This window comes from Streptomyces sp. NPDC034037, from assembly GCF_055575715.1.
The window spans coordinates 294,689-309,406 of the sequence record NZ_JBVISC010000007.1 but is presented as its reverse complement, the minus strand read 5'-3'; the positions used below and the strand labels follow the sequence as shown (position 1 = coordinate 309,406).

General features: G+C 72.5%; 14 protein-coding genes. 4 read left to right on the top strand and 10 right to left on the bottom strand.

Translation table 11 applies throughout. The annotated features are described in order from the left end of the window. Nucleotides 1–8 precede the first annotated feature (8 nt). Nucleotides 9–698, top strand: coding sequence for a lysophospholipid acyltransferase family protein (locus tag ACZ516_RS25395; RefSeq protein ID WP_361078709.1), 690 nt, complete (start codon nt 9–11; stop codon nt 696–698). A 483-nt stretch (nt 699–1,181) separates the two neighbouring features. On the opposite strand, the gene ACZ516_RS25390 is transcribed toward ACZ516_RS25395, so the two are convergent. The 4 genes from ACZ516_RS25390 to argH form a co-directional block, all read right to left on the bottom strand. After that, the gene (locus ACZ516_RS25390; protein WP_469011742.1) at nt 1,182–2,726 is read right to left on the bottom strand and encodes an MFS transporter; all 1,545 of its coding nucleotides are present in this window, start codon (nt 2,724–2,726) and stop codon (nt 1,182–1,184) included. Next, nucleotides 2,723–3,274 (bottom strand): TetR/AcrR family transcriptional regulator, encoded by a 552-nt coding sequence (locus ACZ516_RS25385; RefSeq protein WP_358699243.1) that lies wholly within the window; start codon nt 3,272–3,274, stop codon nt 2,723–2,725. Before ACZ516_RS25385 ends, ACZ516_RS25390 begins: the two co-directional genes overlap by 4 nt. A 121-nt stretch (nt 3,275–3,395) precedes the next feature. Then, nucleotides 3,396–4,370, bottom strand: a complete 975-nt coding sequence (locus ACZ516_RS25380) for an aldo/keto reductase (protein WP_469011741.1) — start codon at nt 4,368–4,370, stop codon at nt 3,396–3,398. Nucleotides 4,371–4,427: 57 nt separating this feature from the next. Further along, nucleotides 4,428–5,858, bottom strand: a complete 1,431-nt coding sequence (gene argH / locus ACZ516_RS25375; protein WP_469011740.1) for an argininosuccinate lyase — start codon at nt 5,856–5,858, stop codon at nt 4,428–4,430. A gap of 172 nt (nt 5,859–6,030) precedes the next feature. On the opposite strand from argH, the gene ACZ516_RS25370 reads away from it, so the two are divergent. The 3 genes from ACZ516_RS25370 (at nt 6,031) to ACZ516_RS25360 (ending at nt 8,494) form a co-directional block, all read left to right on the top strand. Then, nucleotides 6,031–6,618: a pyridoxamine 5'-phosphate oxidase family protein gene (locus tag ACZ516_RS25370; RefSeq protein WP_361078721.1), complete on the top strand. Its 588-nt coding sequence runs from the start codon at nt 6,031–6,033 to the stop codon at nt 6,616–6,618. A gap of 3 nt (nt 6,619–6,621) precedes the next feature. Beyond that, the gene (locus ACZ516_RS25365) at nt 6,622–7,329 is read left to right on the top strand and encodes a L,D-transpeptidase family protein (RefSeq protein ID WP_469011739.1); all 708 of its coding nucleotides are present in this window, start codon (nt 6,622–6,624) and stop codon (nt 7,327–7,329) included. A gap of 124 nt (nt 7,330–7,453) precedes the next feature. Then, nucleotides 7,454–8,494, top strand: a complete 1,041-nt coding sequence (locus tag ACZ516_RS25360) for a bile acid:sodium symporter family protein (protein WP_469011843.1) — start codon at nt 7,454–7,456, stop codon at nt 8,492–8,494. Between the two features lie 7 nt (nt 8,495–8,501). Here the strand turns inward: ACZ516_RS25360 and ACZ516_RS25355 are convergent, their stop codons facing one another. The 6 genes from ACZ516_RS25355 to ACZ516_RS25330 all read right to left on the bottom strand — a co-directional run bounded on the left by ACZ516_RS25355 (nt 8,502) and on the right by ACZ516_RS25330 (nt 14,698). Then, nucleotides 8,502–9,044 carry an arginine repressor gene (locus ACZ516_RS25355; protein ID WP_358577893.1) on the bottom strand — a complete coding sequence of 181 codons (543 nt, stop codon included), beginning with the start codon at nt 9,042–9,044 and terminating at the stop codon, nt 8,502–8,504. 7 nt (nt 9,045–9,051) lie between these two features. Then, on the bottom strand, nt 9,052–10,257 hold the full coding sequence (locus ACZ516_RS25350; protein WP_469011738.1) for an acetylornithine transaminase: 1,206 nt from the start codon (nt 10,255–10,257) through the stop codon (nt 9,052–9,054). Next, nucleotides 10,254–11,207 carry an acetylglutamate kinase gene (gene argB, locus ACZ516_RS25345; protein WP_469011737.1) on the bottom strand — a complete coding sequence of 318 codons (954 nt, stop codon included), beginning with the start codon at nt 11,205–11,207 and terminating at the stop codon, nt 10,254–10,256. The genes ACZ516_RS25350 and argB overlap by 4 nt, the downstream gene beginning before the upstream one ends. Then, nucleotides 11,204–12,355 (bottom strand): bifunctional glutamate N-acetyltransferase/amino-acid acetyltransferase ArgJ, encoded by a 1,152-nt coding sequence (argJ, locus tag ACZ516_RS25340; RefSeq protein ID WP_469011736.1) that lies wholly within the window; start codon nt 12,353–12,355, stop codon nt 11,204–11,206. The genes argB and argJ overlap by 4 nt, the downstream gene beginning before the upstream one ends. Next, the gene (gene argC, locus ACZ516_RS25335; protein ID WP_358577881.1) at nt 12,352–13,380 is read right to left on the bottom strand and encodes an N-acetyl-gamma-glutamyl-phosphate reductase; all 1,029 of its coding nucleotides are present in this window, start codon (nt 13,378–13,380) and stop codon (nt 12,352–12,354) included. The genes argJ and argC overlap by 4 nt, the downstream gene beginning before the upstream one ends. 64 nt (nt 13,381–13,444) lie before the next feature. After that, nucleotides 13,445–14,698: a wax ester/triacylglycerol synthase domain-containing protein gene (locus ACZ516_RS25330; RefSeq protein WP_469011735.1), complete on the bottom strand. Its 1,254-nt coding sequence runs from the start codon at nt 14,696–14,698 to the stop codon at nt 13,445–13,447. Between the last annotated feature and the right edge of the window lie 20 nt (nt 14,699–14,718).

Genomic DNA, 14,718 nt, shown 5'->3' with positions numbered 1-14,718 from the left:
TCTACCCGTTGACATCGGAGGGCCTGTTGTCCCGTCTAGCGCTCATCAAGGCAGTGCTCGGACCGATCTTGCGCCTGATGTTCCGCCCACGGGTAGAAGGCGCCGAGAACATTCCCGGGACCGGGCCCGTCATTCTGGCCGGAAACCACCTCACGTTCATCGACTCGATGATCCTGCCGCTGGTCACCAACCGTCCGGTGTTCTTCATCGGCAAGGACGAGTACGTCACCGGCAAGGGGCTCAAGGGCCGCCTCATGGCGTGGTTCTTCACCGGCGTCGGCATGATCCCCGTGGACCGCGACGGCGGGCGTGGCGGTGTCGCCGCGCTGATGACCGGTCGGCGCGTTCTCGACGACGGCAAGGTCTTCGGCATCTACCCCGAGGGGACGCGGTCGCCCGACGGGCGGCTGTACCGGGGCCGTACGGGCATCGCCCGGCTGACCCTGATGACCGGCGCGCCCGTCGTGCCCTTCGCGATGATCGGCACGGACAAGCTCCAGCCGGGCGGCAAGGGGCTGCCGCGGCCCGGCAAGGTGACGGTGCGCTTCGGTGAGCCGATGGAGTTCTCCCGGTACGACGGGATGGACCGCGACCGGTATGTGCTGCGGGCGGTGACGGACTCGGTGATGACGGAGGTCATGCTGCTGTCCGGGCAGGAGTACGTGGACATGTACGCCACGAAGGCCAAAGCGGCGTAGCCCTGCGGGGCTTGGGCGGTTTGTGCTGGGCGCCTGTTCCCGCCGGGGGTTTCCCGGTGTTGGGGCGGGCGCCCTTTTCGTGGGTGCCTCGGGGGCGGGGGCGAGGGTGGTTTCGCTTGCCTGCTCGGCTGCGGGTGGGTGGGGGCCGGCCGCGGTCGCGCAGTTCCCCGCGCCCCTGAGGGGGGTTTCGGTCGCTTCTCGGGTGCGGGTTTGGTGTGGCTTGGCGCGCCGTTCCTCGCGCCCCTGAGGGGGTTTCGGTCGGCCCCCCGTGCGGGTTTCGTGTGGCTTGGCGCGCCGTTCCCCGCGCCCCTGAGGGGGGTTTCGGTCGGCCCCCCGTGCGGGTTTCGTGTGGCTTGGCGCGCCGTTCCCCGCGCCCCTGAGGGGGTTTCGGTCGGCCCCCCGTGCGGGTTTCGTGTGGCTTGGCGCGCCGTTCCCCGCGCCCCTGAGGGGCGTTTTTCCTGGGCCCCTGCAAGGGGCGCGGGGCTAGTGCGGGGGTGCCGTGTCTTCCAGGGCTTGGCCCTTCAGGAGGAACCACGCCGCCGCTGCCGTGGCGAGCAGGACCGCCGCTCCTACGCCCGACGCCAGGCGCAGGCCGTCGACGAAGGCCGTCTGGGCTGAGGCCAGCAGCGCGTCCGCCTGGTGGGCCGGGAGGCCGTCGACCGATTCCACCGCGCCGCCGAGGGACTCGTGCGCCGCCGACGCCACCTCCGGCGGGGTCCCCTGGGGGGCCGTGAAGTCGCGGTACACGCCCGTGACGACGGAGCCGAGCAGGGCGATGCCGAGGGCCGCGCCCAGTTCGTACGCCGTCTCGGAGACCGCGGAGGCCGCCCCCGCCTGCTCCTTGGGGACGCTGGAGAGGATGACGTCGGCGGTCACCGTGAACGAGAAGCCCGCCCCGATGCCGACCACCAGCAGCGAGGCCCCGAGCAGCGGGTAGCCGGTGTGCTGGCTGAGCCCGGTGAGTACGGCGAGCGAGAGCCCCACCGCCGCGAGCCCGCCCGCGACGACGACGCGGACGGAGAAGCGCCGCGCGACCACGCCCGCGATCAGCCCCGCCCCCACCGCGCCGACGGCGGCGGGCAGTTCGGCCAGGCCCGCTTCGAACGGCCGCCTGCCCTGGACCAGTTGCAGGAACTGGGAGAGGAAGAAGACCAGGCCGGACAGGCCGAGCACGGTCAGCAGGTCGGCGAGGACCGCCCCGGAGAAGCCGCGGTTGCGAAAGAGCCGCATGTCCAGGAGCGGCGCGGGCAGCGTCAGCTGACGGCGCACGAACCAGGTGAGCGCGCCCGCGCCCACGGCCGCGGCGGCCGCGACGTCCCAGCGCACGCCGTGGGCCGCGGCCTCCTTGATGGCGTACACGACGGCGATCATGCCGATGAGCGAGAGCACGACGCTGATCAGGTCCCAGGGCCCCGGCGCCGGGTTCTTCGACTCGGGCAGCAGCTTGATGCCGACGAGGACGAGGACGGCCATGACCGGCAGGTTGATGAGGAAGACCGAGCCCCACCAGAAGTGTTCGAGCAGGAAGCCGCCGACGACGGGGCCGACGGCCGCGCCCGCCGAGGCCATGGCGCCCCAGATGCCGACCGCGAGGCTGCGCTCGCGCGGGTCGTGGAAGATGTTCCGGATGAGCGCCAGCGTGGACGGCATCAGCGTGGCGCCGGCCACGCCGAGCAGCGCCCGGGCCAGGATCATCAGCTCGGGGCTCGTGGCGTAGGAGTTGAGCACGGAGACCGCGCCGAAGGCGACGGCGCCGGTGAGCAGCAGCTTCTTGCGGCCGATGCGGTCGCCGAGGCTGCCCATGGACACCAGGAGGCCGGCGATGACGAAGGAGTAGACGTCGCCGATCCACAGCAGCTGGGTGCCGGACGGCTTGAGGTCCTCGCTGATGTACGGCGTCGCCAGGCCGAGCACGGTCGCGTCCACGGCGACCAGGAGGACGGCGAGGACGAGCACGGCGAGCGCGAGCCAGCGGCCGGGGCCGCGCTCCACGTCCGCCTCGGCGGTCCGCTGAGGGGTGCTGGTCATGATTCCACTCTCCGCCGTGCGCCGCCGATCAGCAGCTCGGCGATCATGTACGAGAAGTCCTTGGCGGCGACCCGGCCGTCCAGGACGGCCCAGGCGCCGGAGCCGATCAGGCCGTAGAAGGCCTCGGTGAGCCAGACCGGCGTGAGGTCGATGCGGAACTCGCCGTTCTCCTGCCCCCGCCGGAAGAGGGCGGCCAGCCGGGCGTCGATCCGGGACCAGCCCTCGTTCTGCGTGCCGCCCTCGAAGAGCTGGTTCTCCGTGTAGAGGAAGGCGAGGAGGCCGGCGGCGGGCTCGACCTCCTTCACCAGGCGCCGCAGCGCGTCCTCGGCGCTGCCGTCGTCGAGAGCCGCCCGGTCCAGGGCCGCCTCGCACTCCTGGAGCCCCAGCCCCTCCAGGGCGAGTACGAGCGCCTCGCGGCCCGCGAAGTGGCGATGCAGGGTGGCCCTGCTGATGCCCGCCGCGCGGGCGACCTCGTCCATGGTGGAGGTTGACTTACGGGTGAGCAGGGCCGCGGCGCTGCGCAGAACCTGCTCGCGATCGACTGACATGAGACAAGACTAGCCCCATTGAGACGGCTTTGTCTCAGCGGCGCATCGCATCGACGGTGTGCGACGGTCTCGCCTCACCGGCATGCCATCGCCTCGCCGCACACCCCTCGGCGGCCGCCGTTCAGTGCCAGGGCAGCTCCCCGCGCCGCCCCCAGTACGCCCCCGGCTCCTCCACCAGCTCCGCCAGGCGTCCCAGGCGGCCGGGGTCCAGGTCGACCACCGCCGCGTGCAGGTTGGACACGAGCTGCGCGGAGGTCGCCGCTCCCGACAGGACCACGCCCGCCCACGGCTCGCGCAGCACGGCGGCCAGCGCCACCGCGTCACACCCGTACCCCGCCTCCTCGGCGACCTCGCGCAGCGCGGCCGGCGCGTGCGGGGCGGCGAGGCGGCCGTTGGCCATGCCCTCTTTGACGATCACGGTGAGACCCGCGTCGTGCGCCTCGGCGAGCGCGGGGCCCGCCGAGGTCTCCAGGAGGTTGTACGTCGCCTGCACGGTCCGGAACAGCGGCGCTCCGTCGACAGTCACGGCGAGGGCGGCGCGGATCGCGGCCGCCTGCTCCGGGCCGCTCACGGAGAGGCCGACGGTGACGCCCTCGGCGGCCAGGGCGGCGAGCCGGGCGTGGAGTTCCCGGTCGGTGAGCGCCGGGCTCCCGGGCGTGACCGAGTGGATCTGGTAGAGGTCGAGCCGGTCGCCGAGCAGCTCGGCGCTCTCGGCGCGCTGCCGGTCGTACGCGGCGACGCCGTGGTCCTTGACCTCGTGCGGCCCCTCGGGGTCGGTGCGCCAGTCCGCCGTGTACGTGTAACCCCACTTGCTGCCGACGACGACGTCACGGACGTCGGGCCTGGCCCGCAGCCAGTCGGCGAGGAACTCCTCGGCGCGGCCGTAGGAGCGCGCCACGTCGACGTAACGGACACCCGAGGCGTACGCGGCGTCGAGGAGTTCGAAGGCGCGCTCGCGCAGGGCGTCCACGCCGCGGGACGGCGGCAGGTCGGCCTCGCGGCCCAGCGTGATGTAGCCGGGCCTGCCGACCGCGGCGAGGCCGAGCCCCAGATGCGCGGTCGGGGTCGTGGCCTTGGCCAGCCGGGCGAAGGACATCGCGGGCTCCTCGTCGTAGGGGATCTTCCCGCCAACGTAACCCGCGACGCCCTCGGCTCACCCGCGGGCCGCCGCCCACTCCTCCTGGAGCGCCAGGTCCGCCTTGACCTCGGCGAGCTGGACGGCGACGGCCGAGGGGGCGGTGCCGCCGCGGCCGTCGCGGGAGGCCAGGGCGCCGGGGACATCGAGGACCGTGCGCACCTCGGGGGTGAGGTGCGCGGAGATCTTGGCGAACTGCTCGTCGGTGAGTTCGTCCAGCTCCTTGCCCTCGGCCTCGGCGACCTTCACGCACTCGCCCGCGACCTCGTGCGCGACCCGGAACGGCACGCCCTGCCTGACCAGCCACTCGGCGATGTCGGTGGCGAGCGAGAAACCGGCCGGGGCCAGCTCCTCCATCCGCTCGCGGTGGACGGTGAGGGTCGCCATCATGCCGGTGAACGCGGGCAGCAGGACCTCCAGCTGGTCGCAGGAGTCAAAGACCGGCTCCTTGTCCTCCTGGAGGTCGCGGTTGTAGGCGAGCGGCAGGGCCTTGAGGGTGGCCAGCAGGCCGGTCAGATTGCCGATCAGGCGGCCCGACTTGCCCCGCGCCAGCTCGGCGATGTCCGGGTTCTTCTTCTGCGGCATGATCGAGGAGCCGGTCGAGAACGCGTCGTGGAGGGTGACGAAGGAGAACTCCTTCGTGTTCCAGATGATGATCTCCTCCGCGATGCGGGAGAGGTTCACGCCGATCATCGCGGTGATGAAGGCGAACTCCGCGACGAAGTCACGCGAGGCCGTGCCGTCGATGGAGTTGCCCACGCTGCCGCGCTCGAAGCCGAGGTCCTCGGCGACCGCCTCCGGGTCGAGGCCGAGCGAGGACCCGGCGAGCGCGCCGGAACCGTACGGCGACACGGCCGTGCGCGCGTCCCACTGCCGCAGCCGCTCCGCGTCCCGGGACAGGGACTGCGCGTGGGCGAGGACGTGGTGGGCGAAGAGCACCGGCTGGGCGTGCTGGAGGTGCGTGCGGCCCGGCATGGCGACGTCCGGGTGCGCCTCGGCGAGGCCCACGAGCGCGCCCTGGAGGTCGGCGAGCAGGCCGCCGATGATCCGCGCGTGGTCGCGCAGGTACATCCGGAAGAGCGTCGCCACCTGGTCGTTGCGCGAGCGCCCGGCCCGCAGCTTGCCGCCGAGGTCGGGGCCGAGCCGTTCGAGCAGGCCGCGCTCCAGGGCGGTGTGGACGTCCTCGTCGGCGATGGTGCCGACGAACGAGCCGTCGGCGACGTCCCCTTCGAGTTGGTCGAGCCCGGCCAGCATGCGGGTCAGCTCGTCCTCGGTGAGCAGGCCCGCCTTGTGGAGCACGCGCGCGTGGGCGCGGGAGCCGGCGATGTCGTACGGCGCCAGACGCCAGTCGAAGTGGACCGACGCGGACAACTTGGCCAGGGCCTCGGCGGGCCCGTCGGCGAACCGTCCGCCCCAGAGCCGGACGTCACCGCCGTTGTTGCTGCTCACTGCACGTGCTCCTCATGGCTCATGGCTGTCACTCACCGGGTCACTCTTCTTGATGCATGAGTATGCAGAACTCTGCATGATTCGTCAATCGCCACCTCGCGGGGCGCGGTGGCGCCACATTCGTCGCAGATTCATTAGACAGGCAAAGGTTTTCAGAGAATAATCCTTAGCCATGGGAAAGACCTATGAACACATAGACGGCCGGTTCCGCGCCTTCATCGAGGCGCAGCCGATGTTCTTCACGGCGACCGCGCCCCTCTCCGGGGACGGCACGATCAACCTCTCCCCCAAGGGCCTCAAGGGCTCCTTCGCGGTCATCGACGAACGGACCGTCGCCTACCTCGACTTCGCGGGCAGCAACGCCGAGACCGTCGCGCACCTGCGCGAGAACGGCCGCATCACCCTCATGTGGTGCGCCTTCCAGGGCCCGCCCAACATCGCACGGGTGCACGGCCGCGGCGAGCCGGTCTTCCGCGACGACCCGCGCTTCCAGGAGCTGCTCGCCCACTTCCCCGACATCGACCCCGCCCCGCACGGCCTGCGCGCCATCATCGTCGTGACGGCCGAACTGGTCCGGGACACCTGCGGCTACGCGGTGCCCTTCATGACGTACGACGAGGACCGCGACCTGCACAGCAGGCGCTTCGCACGGGAGGACGACGCCTCGCTGAGCGCCTACTTCACCAAGAAGGAGCACATCGCGCGGAGCATCGACGGCCTTCCCGGGCTGCCGCTCCCGCTGCCGCCCACTAGCGTCTGAGCCATGCGCCCCAGAGCCGCCGCCCTCGCCCGTGCCGCCCTTCTCGCCGCCCTCGGCACGCTCGGGTCGGCGCCCGGCTCGAACCCGCCGCTGCCGGAGCGGATGGCCGACACGGGCGGCGGCAGCCAGCTCATCACCGCGCAGGCGCCCCGCGCCGACTCCACCACCGGCACGCTCACCTGGTGGGACCGGCGCGGCGGGCGCTGGGTGCGGGCCGGCTCCGCGCCCGCGCGCTTCGGCGCGAACGGACTGGTGGCGGGCGCCTCGCGCCGTCAGGGCACGGACACCACCCCCACGGGGCTGTACGCGCTGCCGTACGCCTTCGGGCTCGCGCCGCGGCCCCCCGGCGCCCACTACCCCTACCGGCGCGTGACGAAGGAGTCCTGGTGGTGCCAGGACAACCGCTCGCAGTCCTACAACCGCTGGTCCGAACCGCTCGCCGCCGACTGCCGGGCCGCCGAGTCCGAACACCTCGTCACCTACGACCCGCAGTACCGGCACGCCCTCGTGATCGGCTTCAACTACGACCGTCCCGTGCGCGACCGGGGCGCCGGGATCTTCCTCCACGTCAACGGACGCGGCGCGACGGCCGGCTGCGTGTCGGTCTCCGAGGAGGCGATGCGCGCGGTGCTGCGGTGGGTGAGGCCGGACGGGATGCCGCACATCGCGATCGGCACGACGTCGGGACCGACGGCTCTGGCACAGAACTGACGTCACGTCACCCCGTAGGGCATGGCGCGACCACCTGACGTACATGTAGCGACCACATACCGAGACGGGGTTGCGTGGGCGCCGGGCCGCGGCGTTGCATCACGCCGTGCGACCCGAACAGACCATCCCCAGTGACACCGGCCCCGCCGACGGCGAGGGCGGGAGCGGCGGCGGCAGGGCGGCCCGCCGGGCCGTCACCGTCTTCCCCGTCCTCGTCCTGGCCGCGGGCGGCCTCGGCATCGCCGCGCCGGGCGCCTTCGAGGGCTGGGGGACGAACGTCCCGTACCTGCTGGGCGTGGTGATGTTCTGCATGGGGCTGACCATGACCCCGCTCGACTTCCAGGGCGTGGTCAAGCGGCCCTGGGCCGTGGCGCTCGGCCTCGTCGCGCACTACGTCATCATGCCGGGGCTCGGCTGGCTGATCGCCCACGCGCTCGGCCTGTCGCCGCAGTTGGCGGCCGGGGTGATCCTGGTGGGCTGCGCGCCGAGCGGCACCGCGTCCAACGTGGTGACCTATCTGGCGCGCGGCGACGTGGCGCTCTCGGTGTCCGTCGCCACCGTCTCGACGGTCCTCGCCCCGCTGGTCACACCGGCGCTGACCCTGCTGCTCGCGGGCGAGTACCTGCCCGTCGACGCGGGCTCGATGGTCACGGACATCCTCAAGACCGTCCTGCTGCCGGTCGTCGCCGGACTCGCCGTGCGGCTGCTCCTCGGGCGGTACGTCGACCGGGTGCTCGGCGCGCTGCCGTGGCTGTCGGCGCTGACCGTCGCCGCGATCGTGGCGATCGTCGTCGCGGGCAGTGCCGCGGCCATCAAGTCGGCCGCGGCACTGGTGTTCCTCGCGGTGTTCCTGCACAACGGCCTGGGCCTCGCGCTCGGTTACGGCGCGGGCAAGCTGGCCCGCCTCGGCCCGCCGGCGTCCCGGGCGATGGCCTTCGAGGTCGGCATGCAGAACTCCGGCCTGGCCGCGTCCCTGGCGACGGCGCACTTCAGCCCGCTGGCCGCGCTGCCCTCGGCGGTCTTCTCCGTGTGGCACAACGTGTCGGGGGCGCTGGTGGCCGCCTGGATGGCGCGCTCCCAGAAGTCACCGGAAGGCTCTCGGAAGTCACCGAACGGCGCCCGGATTTCGCCGGACGGGCGGACATCAAGCCCGCCCGGCGACTGAGGATGAGTCACTCGTTCGAGGCCAGCCGCAGCAAGTGGTCCGCCAGCGCCTGGCCCCCCGCGGGCTCCCTGCTGATCAGCATCAACGTGTCGTCGCCCGCGATCGTCCCGAGGACGTCGTGCAGCTCGGCCTGGTCGATGGCCGAGGCGAGGAACTGGGCCGCGCCCGGCGGCGTACGGAGCACGACGAGGTTGGCCGAGGCCTCCGCGGAGATCAGCAGCTCCGCGGACAGGCGCCGCATCCGCTCCTCCTTGGCCGACTCCCCGAGCGGCGCGCGCGGGGTGCGGAAACCGCCCTCGCTCGGCACCGCGTAGATGAGGTCGCCCTCGGCGTCGCGGATCTTGACCGCGTTCAGCTCGTCCAGGTCCCGGGAGAGCGTCGCCTGCGTGACGGTCAGGCCGTCGTCGGCGAGCAGCTTCGCCAGCTGGCTCTGGGAGCGCACCGGTTGCCGGTTCAGGATGTCCACGATCCGGCGGTGGCGTGCGGTGCGGGTCTGCGGCACGGCGGGACCCGCGTGGTCGCCGTGCTCGTTGCCTTGCGCCTGGCTCATCGTCGTCTCATTCTCCGGATCGTCCGTCCCCGTCGGCCTCGGCGGCCTTGTCCAGTACGCCGGGCAGGGCCCGGAGGAACGTCTCCACCTCGTCGTCGCGCACGTTCAGCGGCGGCATCAGCCGTACGACATCGGGGGCGGGCGCGTTGACCAGGAAGCCGGCGTCCTGAGCCGCCTGCTGCGCCCGTGGCGCGAGCGGCTCGGTGAGCACGATACCCAGCAGCAGGCCCGAGCCCCTGACACGGGCCACGAGCGGGTGGCCGAGTGACTCGATCCCGTCACGGATCCTGTCGCCCGCCCGCTTGGTGTTCTCCAGCAGTCCCTCGGCGGCGATGGTGTCGAGCACGGCGAGTCCGGCGGCGCAGGCGACCGGGTTGCCGCCGAACGTCGTGCCGTGGTGCCCGGGCCGAAACAGCTCGGCGGCGGCACCGAACGCGACGGTCGCGCCGAGCGGCAGACCACCGCCGAGACCCTTCGCGAGTGTGACGATGTCCGGTTCCACGTCCTCGTGCGCGAGGTGCTCGAACCAGTGGCCGGTGCGCCCGATCCCGGTCTGCACCTCGTCCAGGACGAGGAAGGTCCCGGTGGCCCGGGTGATCTCCCTGGCCGCCGTGAGGTAACCCGCGGGCGGCATGACGACGCCGTTCTCGCCCTGGATCGGCTCGATGATCACGAACGCCGTCTCGCTGGTCACGGCCGTACGCAGGGCTGCCACGTCGCCGTACGGGACATGGGTGACGTCACCGGGCAGGGGCAGGAACGGCTCCTGCTTGCCGGGCTGGCCGGTGAGGGCGAGCGCGCCCATGGTGCGGCCGTGGAAGCCGCCATCGGTGGCGACCATGTGCGGGCGGCCGGTCAGCCGGCCGAGCTTGAAGGCGCCCTCGTTGGCCTCGGCGCCGGAGTTGCAGAAGTACACGCGGCCTTCGCGGCCGAAGAGCTGGAGCAGCCGTTCGGCGAGCGCGACGGGCGGCTCGGCGACGAAGAGGTTCGAGACGTGGCCGAGCGCCGCGATCTGGGCGCTCACGGCCTCGACGACGGCCGGGTGGCCGTGGCCGAGGGCGTTGACCGCGATGCCGCCGACGAAGTCGAGGTACTCCTTGCCGTCGGCGTCCCACAGCCTGGTGCCCGCACCGCGCACGAGGGGCAGCCGCGGGGTGCCGTAGTTGTCCATGAGCGCGCCCTGCCAGCGCTCGGTCAGCTCCTGGTTGCTCATGACTCCCCCTCGGTGTCGTGCGGCGGCGTGGCGTGGGCCGGCGTGTCGGGCACGACCATGGTGCCGATGCCCTCGTCGGTGAAGATCTCCAGCAGGATCGAGTGCTGGACCCGGCCGTCGATGACGCGGGCCGTCTCGACGCCGTTGCGCACGGCGTGCAGGCAGCCCTCCATCTTCGGGACCATGCCGCTGGCCAGCTCGGGCAGGAGCTTCTCCAGCTCCCGGGCGGTGAGGCGGCTGATGACCTCGTCGGAGTTCGGCCAGTCCTCGTACAGGCCCTCGACGTCGGTCAGGACCATCAGGGTCTCGGCACCCAGCGCCGCAGCGAGTGCCGCAGCCGCCGTATCAGCATTGACGTTGTAGACATGGTGATCGTCCTGGGAACGGGCGATCGAGGAGACGACCGGGATGCGGCCGTCGGCGAGGAGCGCCTCGATGGCGCCCGTGTCGATCTCGGTGATCTCGCCGACCCGGCCGATGTCGACCAGTTCGCCCTCGATGCGGGGCTGATGCTTGGTGGCGGTGATGGTGTGCGCGTCCTCGCCGGTGAGGCCGACGGCGAGCGGGCCGTGCCGGTTGAGCAGCCCGACCAGCTCGCGCTGCACCTGCCCGGCGAGCACCATGCGTACGACGTCCATCGCGTCCTCGGTGGTGACCCGGAGGCCGGCCTTGAACTCGCTGACGATGCCGTGCCGGTCGAGGGCCCTGCTGATCTGCGGTCCGCCGCCGTGCACGACGACGGGCCTGAGGCCCGCGTGGTGCAGGAAGACGACGTCCTGGGCGAAGGCCGCCTTCAGCGCGTCGTCGACCATGGCGTTGCCGCCGAACTTGATGACGACGGTCTTGCCTCGGTGCCGGGTCAGCCAGGGCAGGGCCTCGATGAGGATCTGCGCCTTGGGCAGCGCGGTGTGCTTGCGGGCGGTGGGCTGGCCGCCGGCTTCCTTGCTCATGAGGAGTACGCGCTGTTCTCGTGGACGTAGTCGGCGGTGAGGTCGTTCGTCCAGATCGTGGCGCTCGCCCCGCCCGCGGCGAGGTCGGCGGTGACGACGATCTCCCGGTAGCGCATGTCGACCAGGTCGCGGTCCTCGCCGACGGATCCGTTCCTGCAGACCCAGACGCCGTTGATGGCGACGTTCAGCTCGTTCGGGTCGAAGGCGGCGGACGTCGTGCCGATCGCGGAGAGCACCCGGCCCCAGTTGGGGTCCTCGCCGTGCAGGGCGCACTTGAGGAGGTTGTTGCGGGCGATGGACCGGCCGACCTCGACGGCGTCGGCCTCGCTCGCCGCGTTCACGACCTCGACCTTGATGTCCTTGCTGGCGCCCTCGGCGTCGCCGATGAGCTGGCGCCCCAGGTCGTCGCAGACCTCGCGGACGGCCTCGGCGAACTCGGCGTACTCCGGGGTGATCTCGGCCGCACCGGAGGCGAGCAGGAGCACGGTGTCGTTGGTGGACATGCAGCCGTCGGAGTCGACCCGGTCGAAGGTGAGCCGGGTGGCGTCGCGCAGCGCCCGGTCCAGGACGTCGGCCGCCAGGTCGGCGTCCGTGGTCAGCACCACCAGCATCGTGGCGAGGCCGGGGGCGAGCATGCCCGCGCCCTTGGCCATGCCGCCGACGGTCCAGCCGTCCCTGGTGACGACGGACGTCTTGTGGACGCTGTCGGTGGTCTTGATGGCGATGGCGGCCTTCTCGCCGCCGTGCGCGGACAGTTCACCGGCCGCCTTCTCGACGCCGGGCAGCAGCTTGTCCATCGGCAGGGTGACGCCGATGAGCCCCGTCGAGGCGACGGCGACCTCGCCCGCGTTCAGGGAGAGCACCTCGGCGGCCTTCTCGGCGGTGGCGTGGGTGTCCTGGAAGCCCCGGGGGCCCGTACAGGCGTTGGCGCCACCGGAGTTGAGGACGACGGCGGAGACGAGACCGCCCTTGAGGACCTGCTCCGACCACAGGACGGGCGCGGCCTTGACCCGGTTGGAGGTGAAGACGCCGGCGGCCGCCAGGCGGGGCCCGGTGTTGACCACGAGGGCCAGGTCCGGGTTGCCGTTCTCCTTGATTCCGGCGGCGATGCCCGCGGCCGTGAATCCCTTGGCTGCCGTCACACTCACGGCGCGACTCCGATCGTAGTGAGCCCGGTGGCCTCGTCGAGGCCGAGGGCGATGTTCATGCTCTGCAGGGCGCCGCCGGCGGTGCCCTTGGTGAGGTTGTCGATGGCGCTGATCACGATGACGCGGCCCGCCGCCTCGTCGTACGCGACCTGGACCTGCACGGCGTTCGAGCCGTACACGGCGGCGGTCGCGGGCCACTGCCCCGCGGGGAGCAGGTGGACGAACGGCTCGTCGGCGAAGGCTTTCTCGTAGGCGGCCCGCACCGACTCGGCGCCGACGCCCGCCCTCGCCTTCGCGCTGCACGTGGCGAGGATGCCGCGGGGCATCGGGGCCAGGGTCGGCGTGAAGGAGACGGAGACGGGGGTGCCCGCCGCGGCGGAGAGGTTCTGGATCATCTCGGGCGTGTGCCGGTGGGCGCCGCCGACCCCGTAGGGCGACATGCTCCCCATGACCTCGGAGCCGAGCAGGTGCGGCTTGGCCGCCTTGCCCGCGCCGGAGGTGCCGGACGCGGCGACGATCACCGCTTCGGGTTCGACGAGGTCGGCCGCGTACGCGGGGAAGAGCGCCAGGGAGACGGCGGTGGGATAGCAGCCGGGCACGGCGATGCGCCGGGCGCCCGCCAACGCCGCCCGCGCGCCGGGCAGTTCGGGCAGCCCGTACGGCCAGGTGCCGGCGTGCGGACTGCCGTAGAACTTCTCCCAGTCCCCCGCGTCCTTCAGCCGGAAGTCGGCGCCCATGTCCACGACGAGGACGTCGGGGCCGAGCTGCTCGGCGACGGCGGCGGACTGCCCGTGGGGCAGCGCGAGGAACACGACGTCATGCCCGGCCAGCACGTCGGCGGTGGTCGGCTCCAGGACGCGGTCGGCGAGCGGGAGCAGATGCGGCTGGAGCCCGCCCAGGCGCTGCCCCGCGTTCGCGTGCCCGGTCAGGGCGCCGATCTCCACCTCGGGGTGGGCGAGCAGCAGGCGCAGCAATTCGCCGCCCGCATACCCGCTCGCCCCTGCCACTGCTGCGCGTACCGCCATGGAACCCTCCTCTTGGATGGCATGACTATACGCAGAGCCGCACTTTTATGCAATCGCCGACCCTTTATGCGATCGGCTGCCGGGCTCCTCCGAACGCCATCGCCGTGAGCTCCTTCGCCACCGTGTCGGCGATGAGCCGGGAGTCCGCCGGGCGCAGGTGGCTCACGACGGTGAGGAGGTAGGTGTCGCCGTGCTGGGCGAGGCCGAGGTTCGCGGTGCCGGGCGGGGAGAGGGCGGGCAGGGTGACGATGCCGTTCAGGCGGCGGCCGTGCAGGCGGCTGGGGCCGTCCCGCCATTTGAACGCCGTGCACACCGCGGTGGTCACCTCCGGCCGGGCGATGCGCCGGGCCAGCGTCGCGGTCAGCCAGGGCGCGACCCGGGTGACGCCCTCCAGGATCGGCAGGACCACGTGGTGCGCCCGGGACCGCTCCTGGAGTGCGGCCAGCAGGTGCTGGCACGCGTGCAGGCGGCCGGCCGGGGTGTCGGCGCCCAGGGGCAGGGGGACGCGGATGGCGGTGATGAGGTTGCCGAGGTCGTCCGTCTCGTGCCGGGCACGCAGGTCCATCGGCACCGTCGCGAAGAGCGGCGTGTCGCCGTCGGCCGGGGACGCGAGGGCGTCGTAGCAGGTGGGAAGGGCGCCTGCGAAGGCGCCGAGAAGCAGTTCGTTGAGTGTCGCGCCCCGTCCGGTGGAGGGCCGGCGGCGCGCGGAGCGCATCACGTCGGGGTCGAGCCGGGCGACGGCGACGGACGCCTGGGGCTCGCCGGGTGCCAGCGGCAGGTGCCGGCCACGGGCGTTGCTGTCGCGCCACTCCTTGAGCAGGGTGGCGGCCGGGACGCGGGGGCGCTCTCGCGGTGGCGTCGTCAGGGGCGCCGGGGGCCGCGTTCTGAGGTCGTCCATGAGCAGGCGGAGCAGGGTGAGGACGGAGCTGCCGTCCAGGAGTGCGTGGTGGGCCAGCAGCAGCAGGGGCTGTTCGCCGCTCGGCGTGGGCTCGGGGACCAGCAGGTGCCACAGCGGCCGGTCGGTCGGCAGGCGCCGGGTGACCGACGCCGTCAGGAGCGGCTCCAGCTCCTGGGCGCAGGCGGTGACGTGTGCGGCGGCGTCGAACGGCGCCGGGGCCGACCAGCGGTGGCCCAGCAGTGCCGCGGTCCGCGACGGCTCGGGGAGCTGGCTCATCCGCTCCAGCGCGCCCCACCGTTCGCCGACGCGGGCGCGGAGTTCGGCCAGGTCGAAGGGGTCACCTGTGAACAGCGCGGCCGCGCCGATCGTCTCGGGCAGTCCATTGCACAGGAAGCCTTCCTCCAATGCGGTCAGCCTCATGGGTGCGCCCCTTTCCGGTT

Bases quoted from the DNA above. Each gene is read 5' to 3' on its own strand.
- ACZ516_RS25380 (WP_469011741.1), bottom strand. From the start codon at position 4,370: ATGTCCTTCGCCCGGCTGGCCAAGGCCACGACCCCGACCGCGCATCTG.
- ACZ516_RS25390 (WP_469011742.1), bottom strand. From the start codon at position 2,726: ATGACCAGCACCCCTCAGCGGACCGCCGAGGCGGACGTGGAGCGCGGC.
- argC (WP_358577881.1), bottom strand. From the start codon at position 13,380: ATGGCGGTACGCGCAGCAGTGGCAGGGGCGAGCGGGTATGCGGGCGGC.
- ACZ516_RS25365 (WP_469011739.1), top strand. From the start codon at position 6,622: ATGCGCCCCAGAGCCGCCGCCCTCGCCCGTGCCGCCCTTCTCGCCGCC.
- ACZ516_RS25350 (WP_469011738.1), bottom strand. From the start codon at position 10,257: ATGAGCAACCAGGAGCTGACCGAGCGCTGGCAGGGCGCGCTCATGGAC.
- ACZ516_RS25355 (WP_358577893.1), bottom strand. From the start codon at position 9,044: ATGAGCCAGGCGCAAGGCAACGAGCACGGCGACCACGCGGGTCCCGCC.
- ACZ516_RS25385 (WP_358699243.1), bottom strand. From the start codon at position 3,274: ATGTCAGTCGATCGCGAGCAGGTTCTGCGCAGCGCCGCGGCCCTGCTC.
- ACZ516_RS25330 (WP_469011735.1), bottom strand. From the start codon at position 14,698: ATGAGGCTGACCGCATTGGAGGAAGGCTTCCTGTGCAATGGACTGCCC.
- argB (WP_469011737.1), bottom strand. From the start codon at position 11,207: ATGAGCAAGGAAGCCGGCGGCCAGCCCACCGCCCGCAAGCACACCGCG.
- ACZ516_RS25370 (WP_361078721.1), top strand. From the start codon at position 6,031: ATGGGAAAGACCTATGAACACATAGACGGCCGGTTCCGCGCCTTCATC.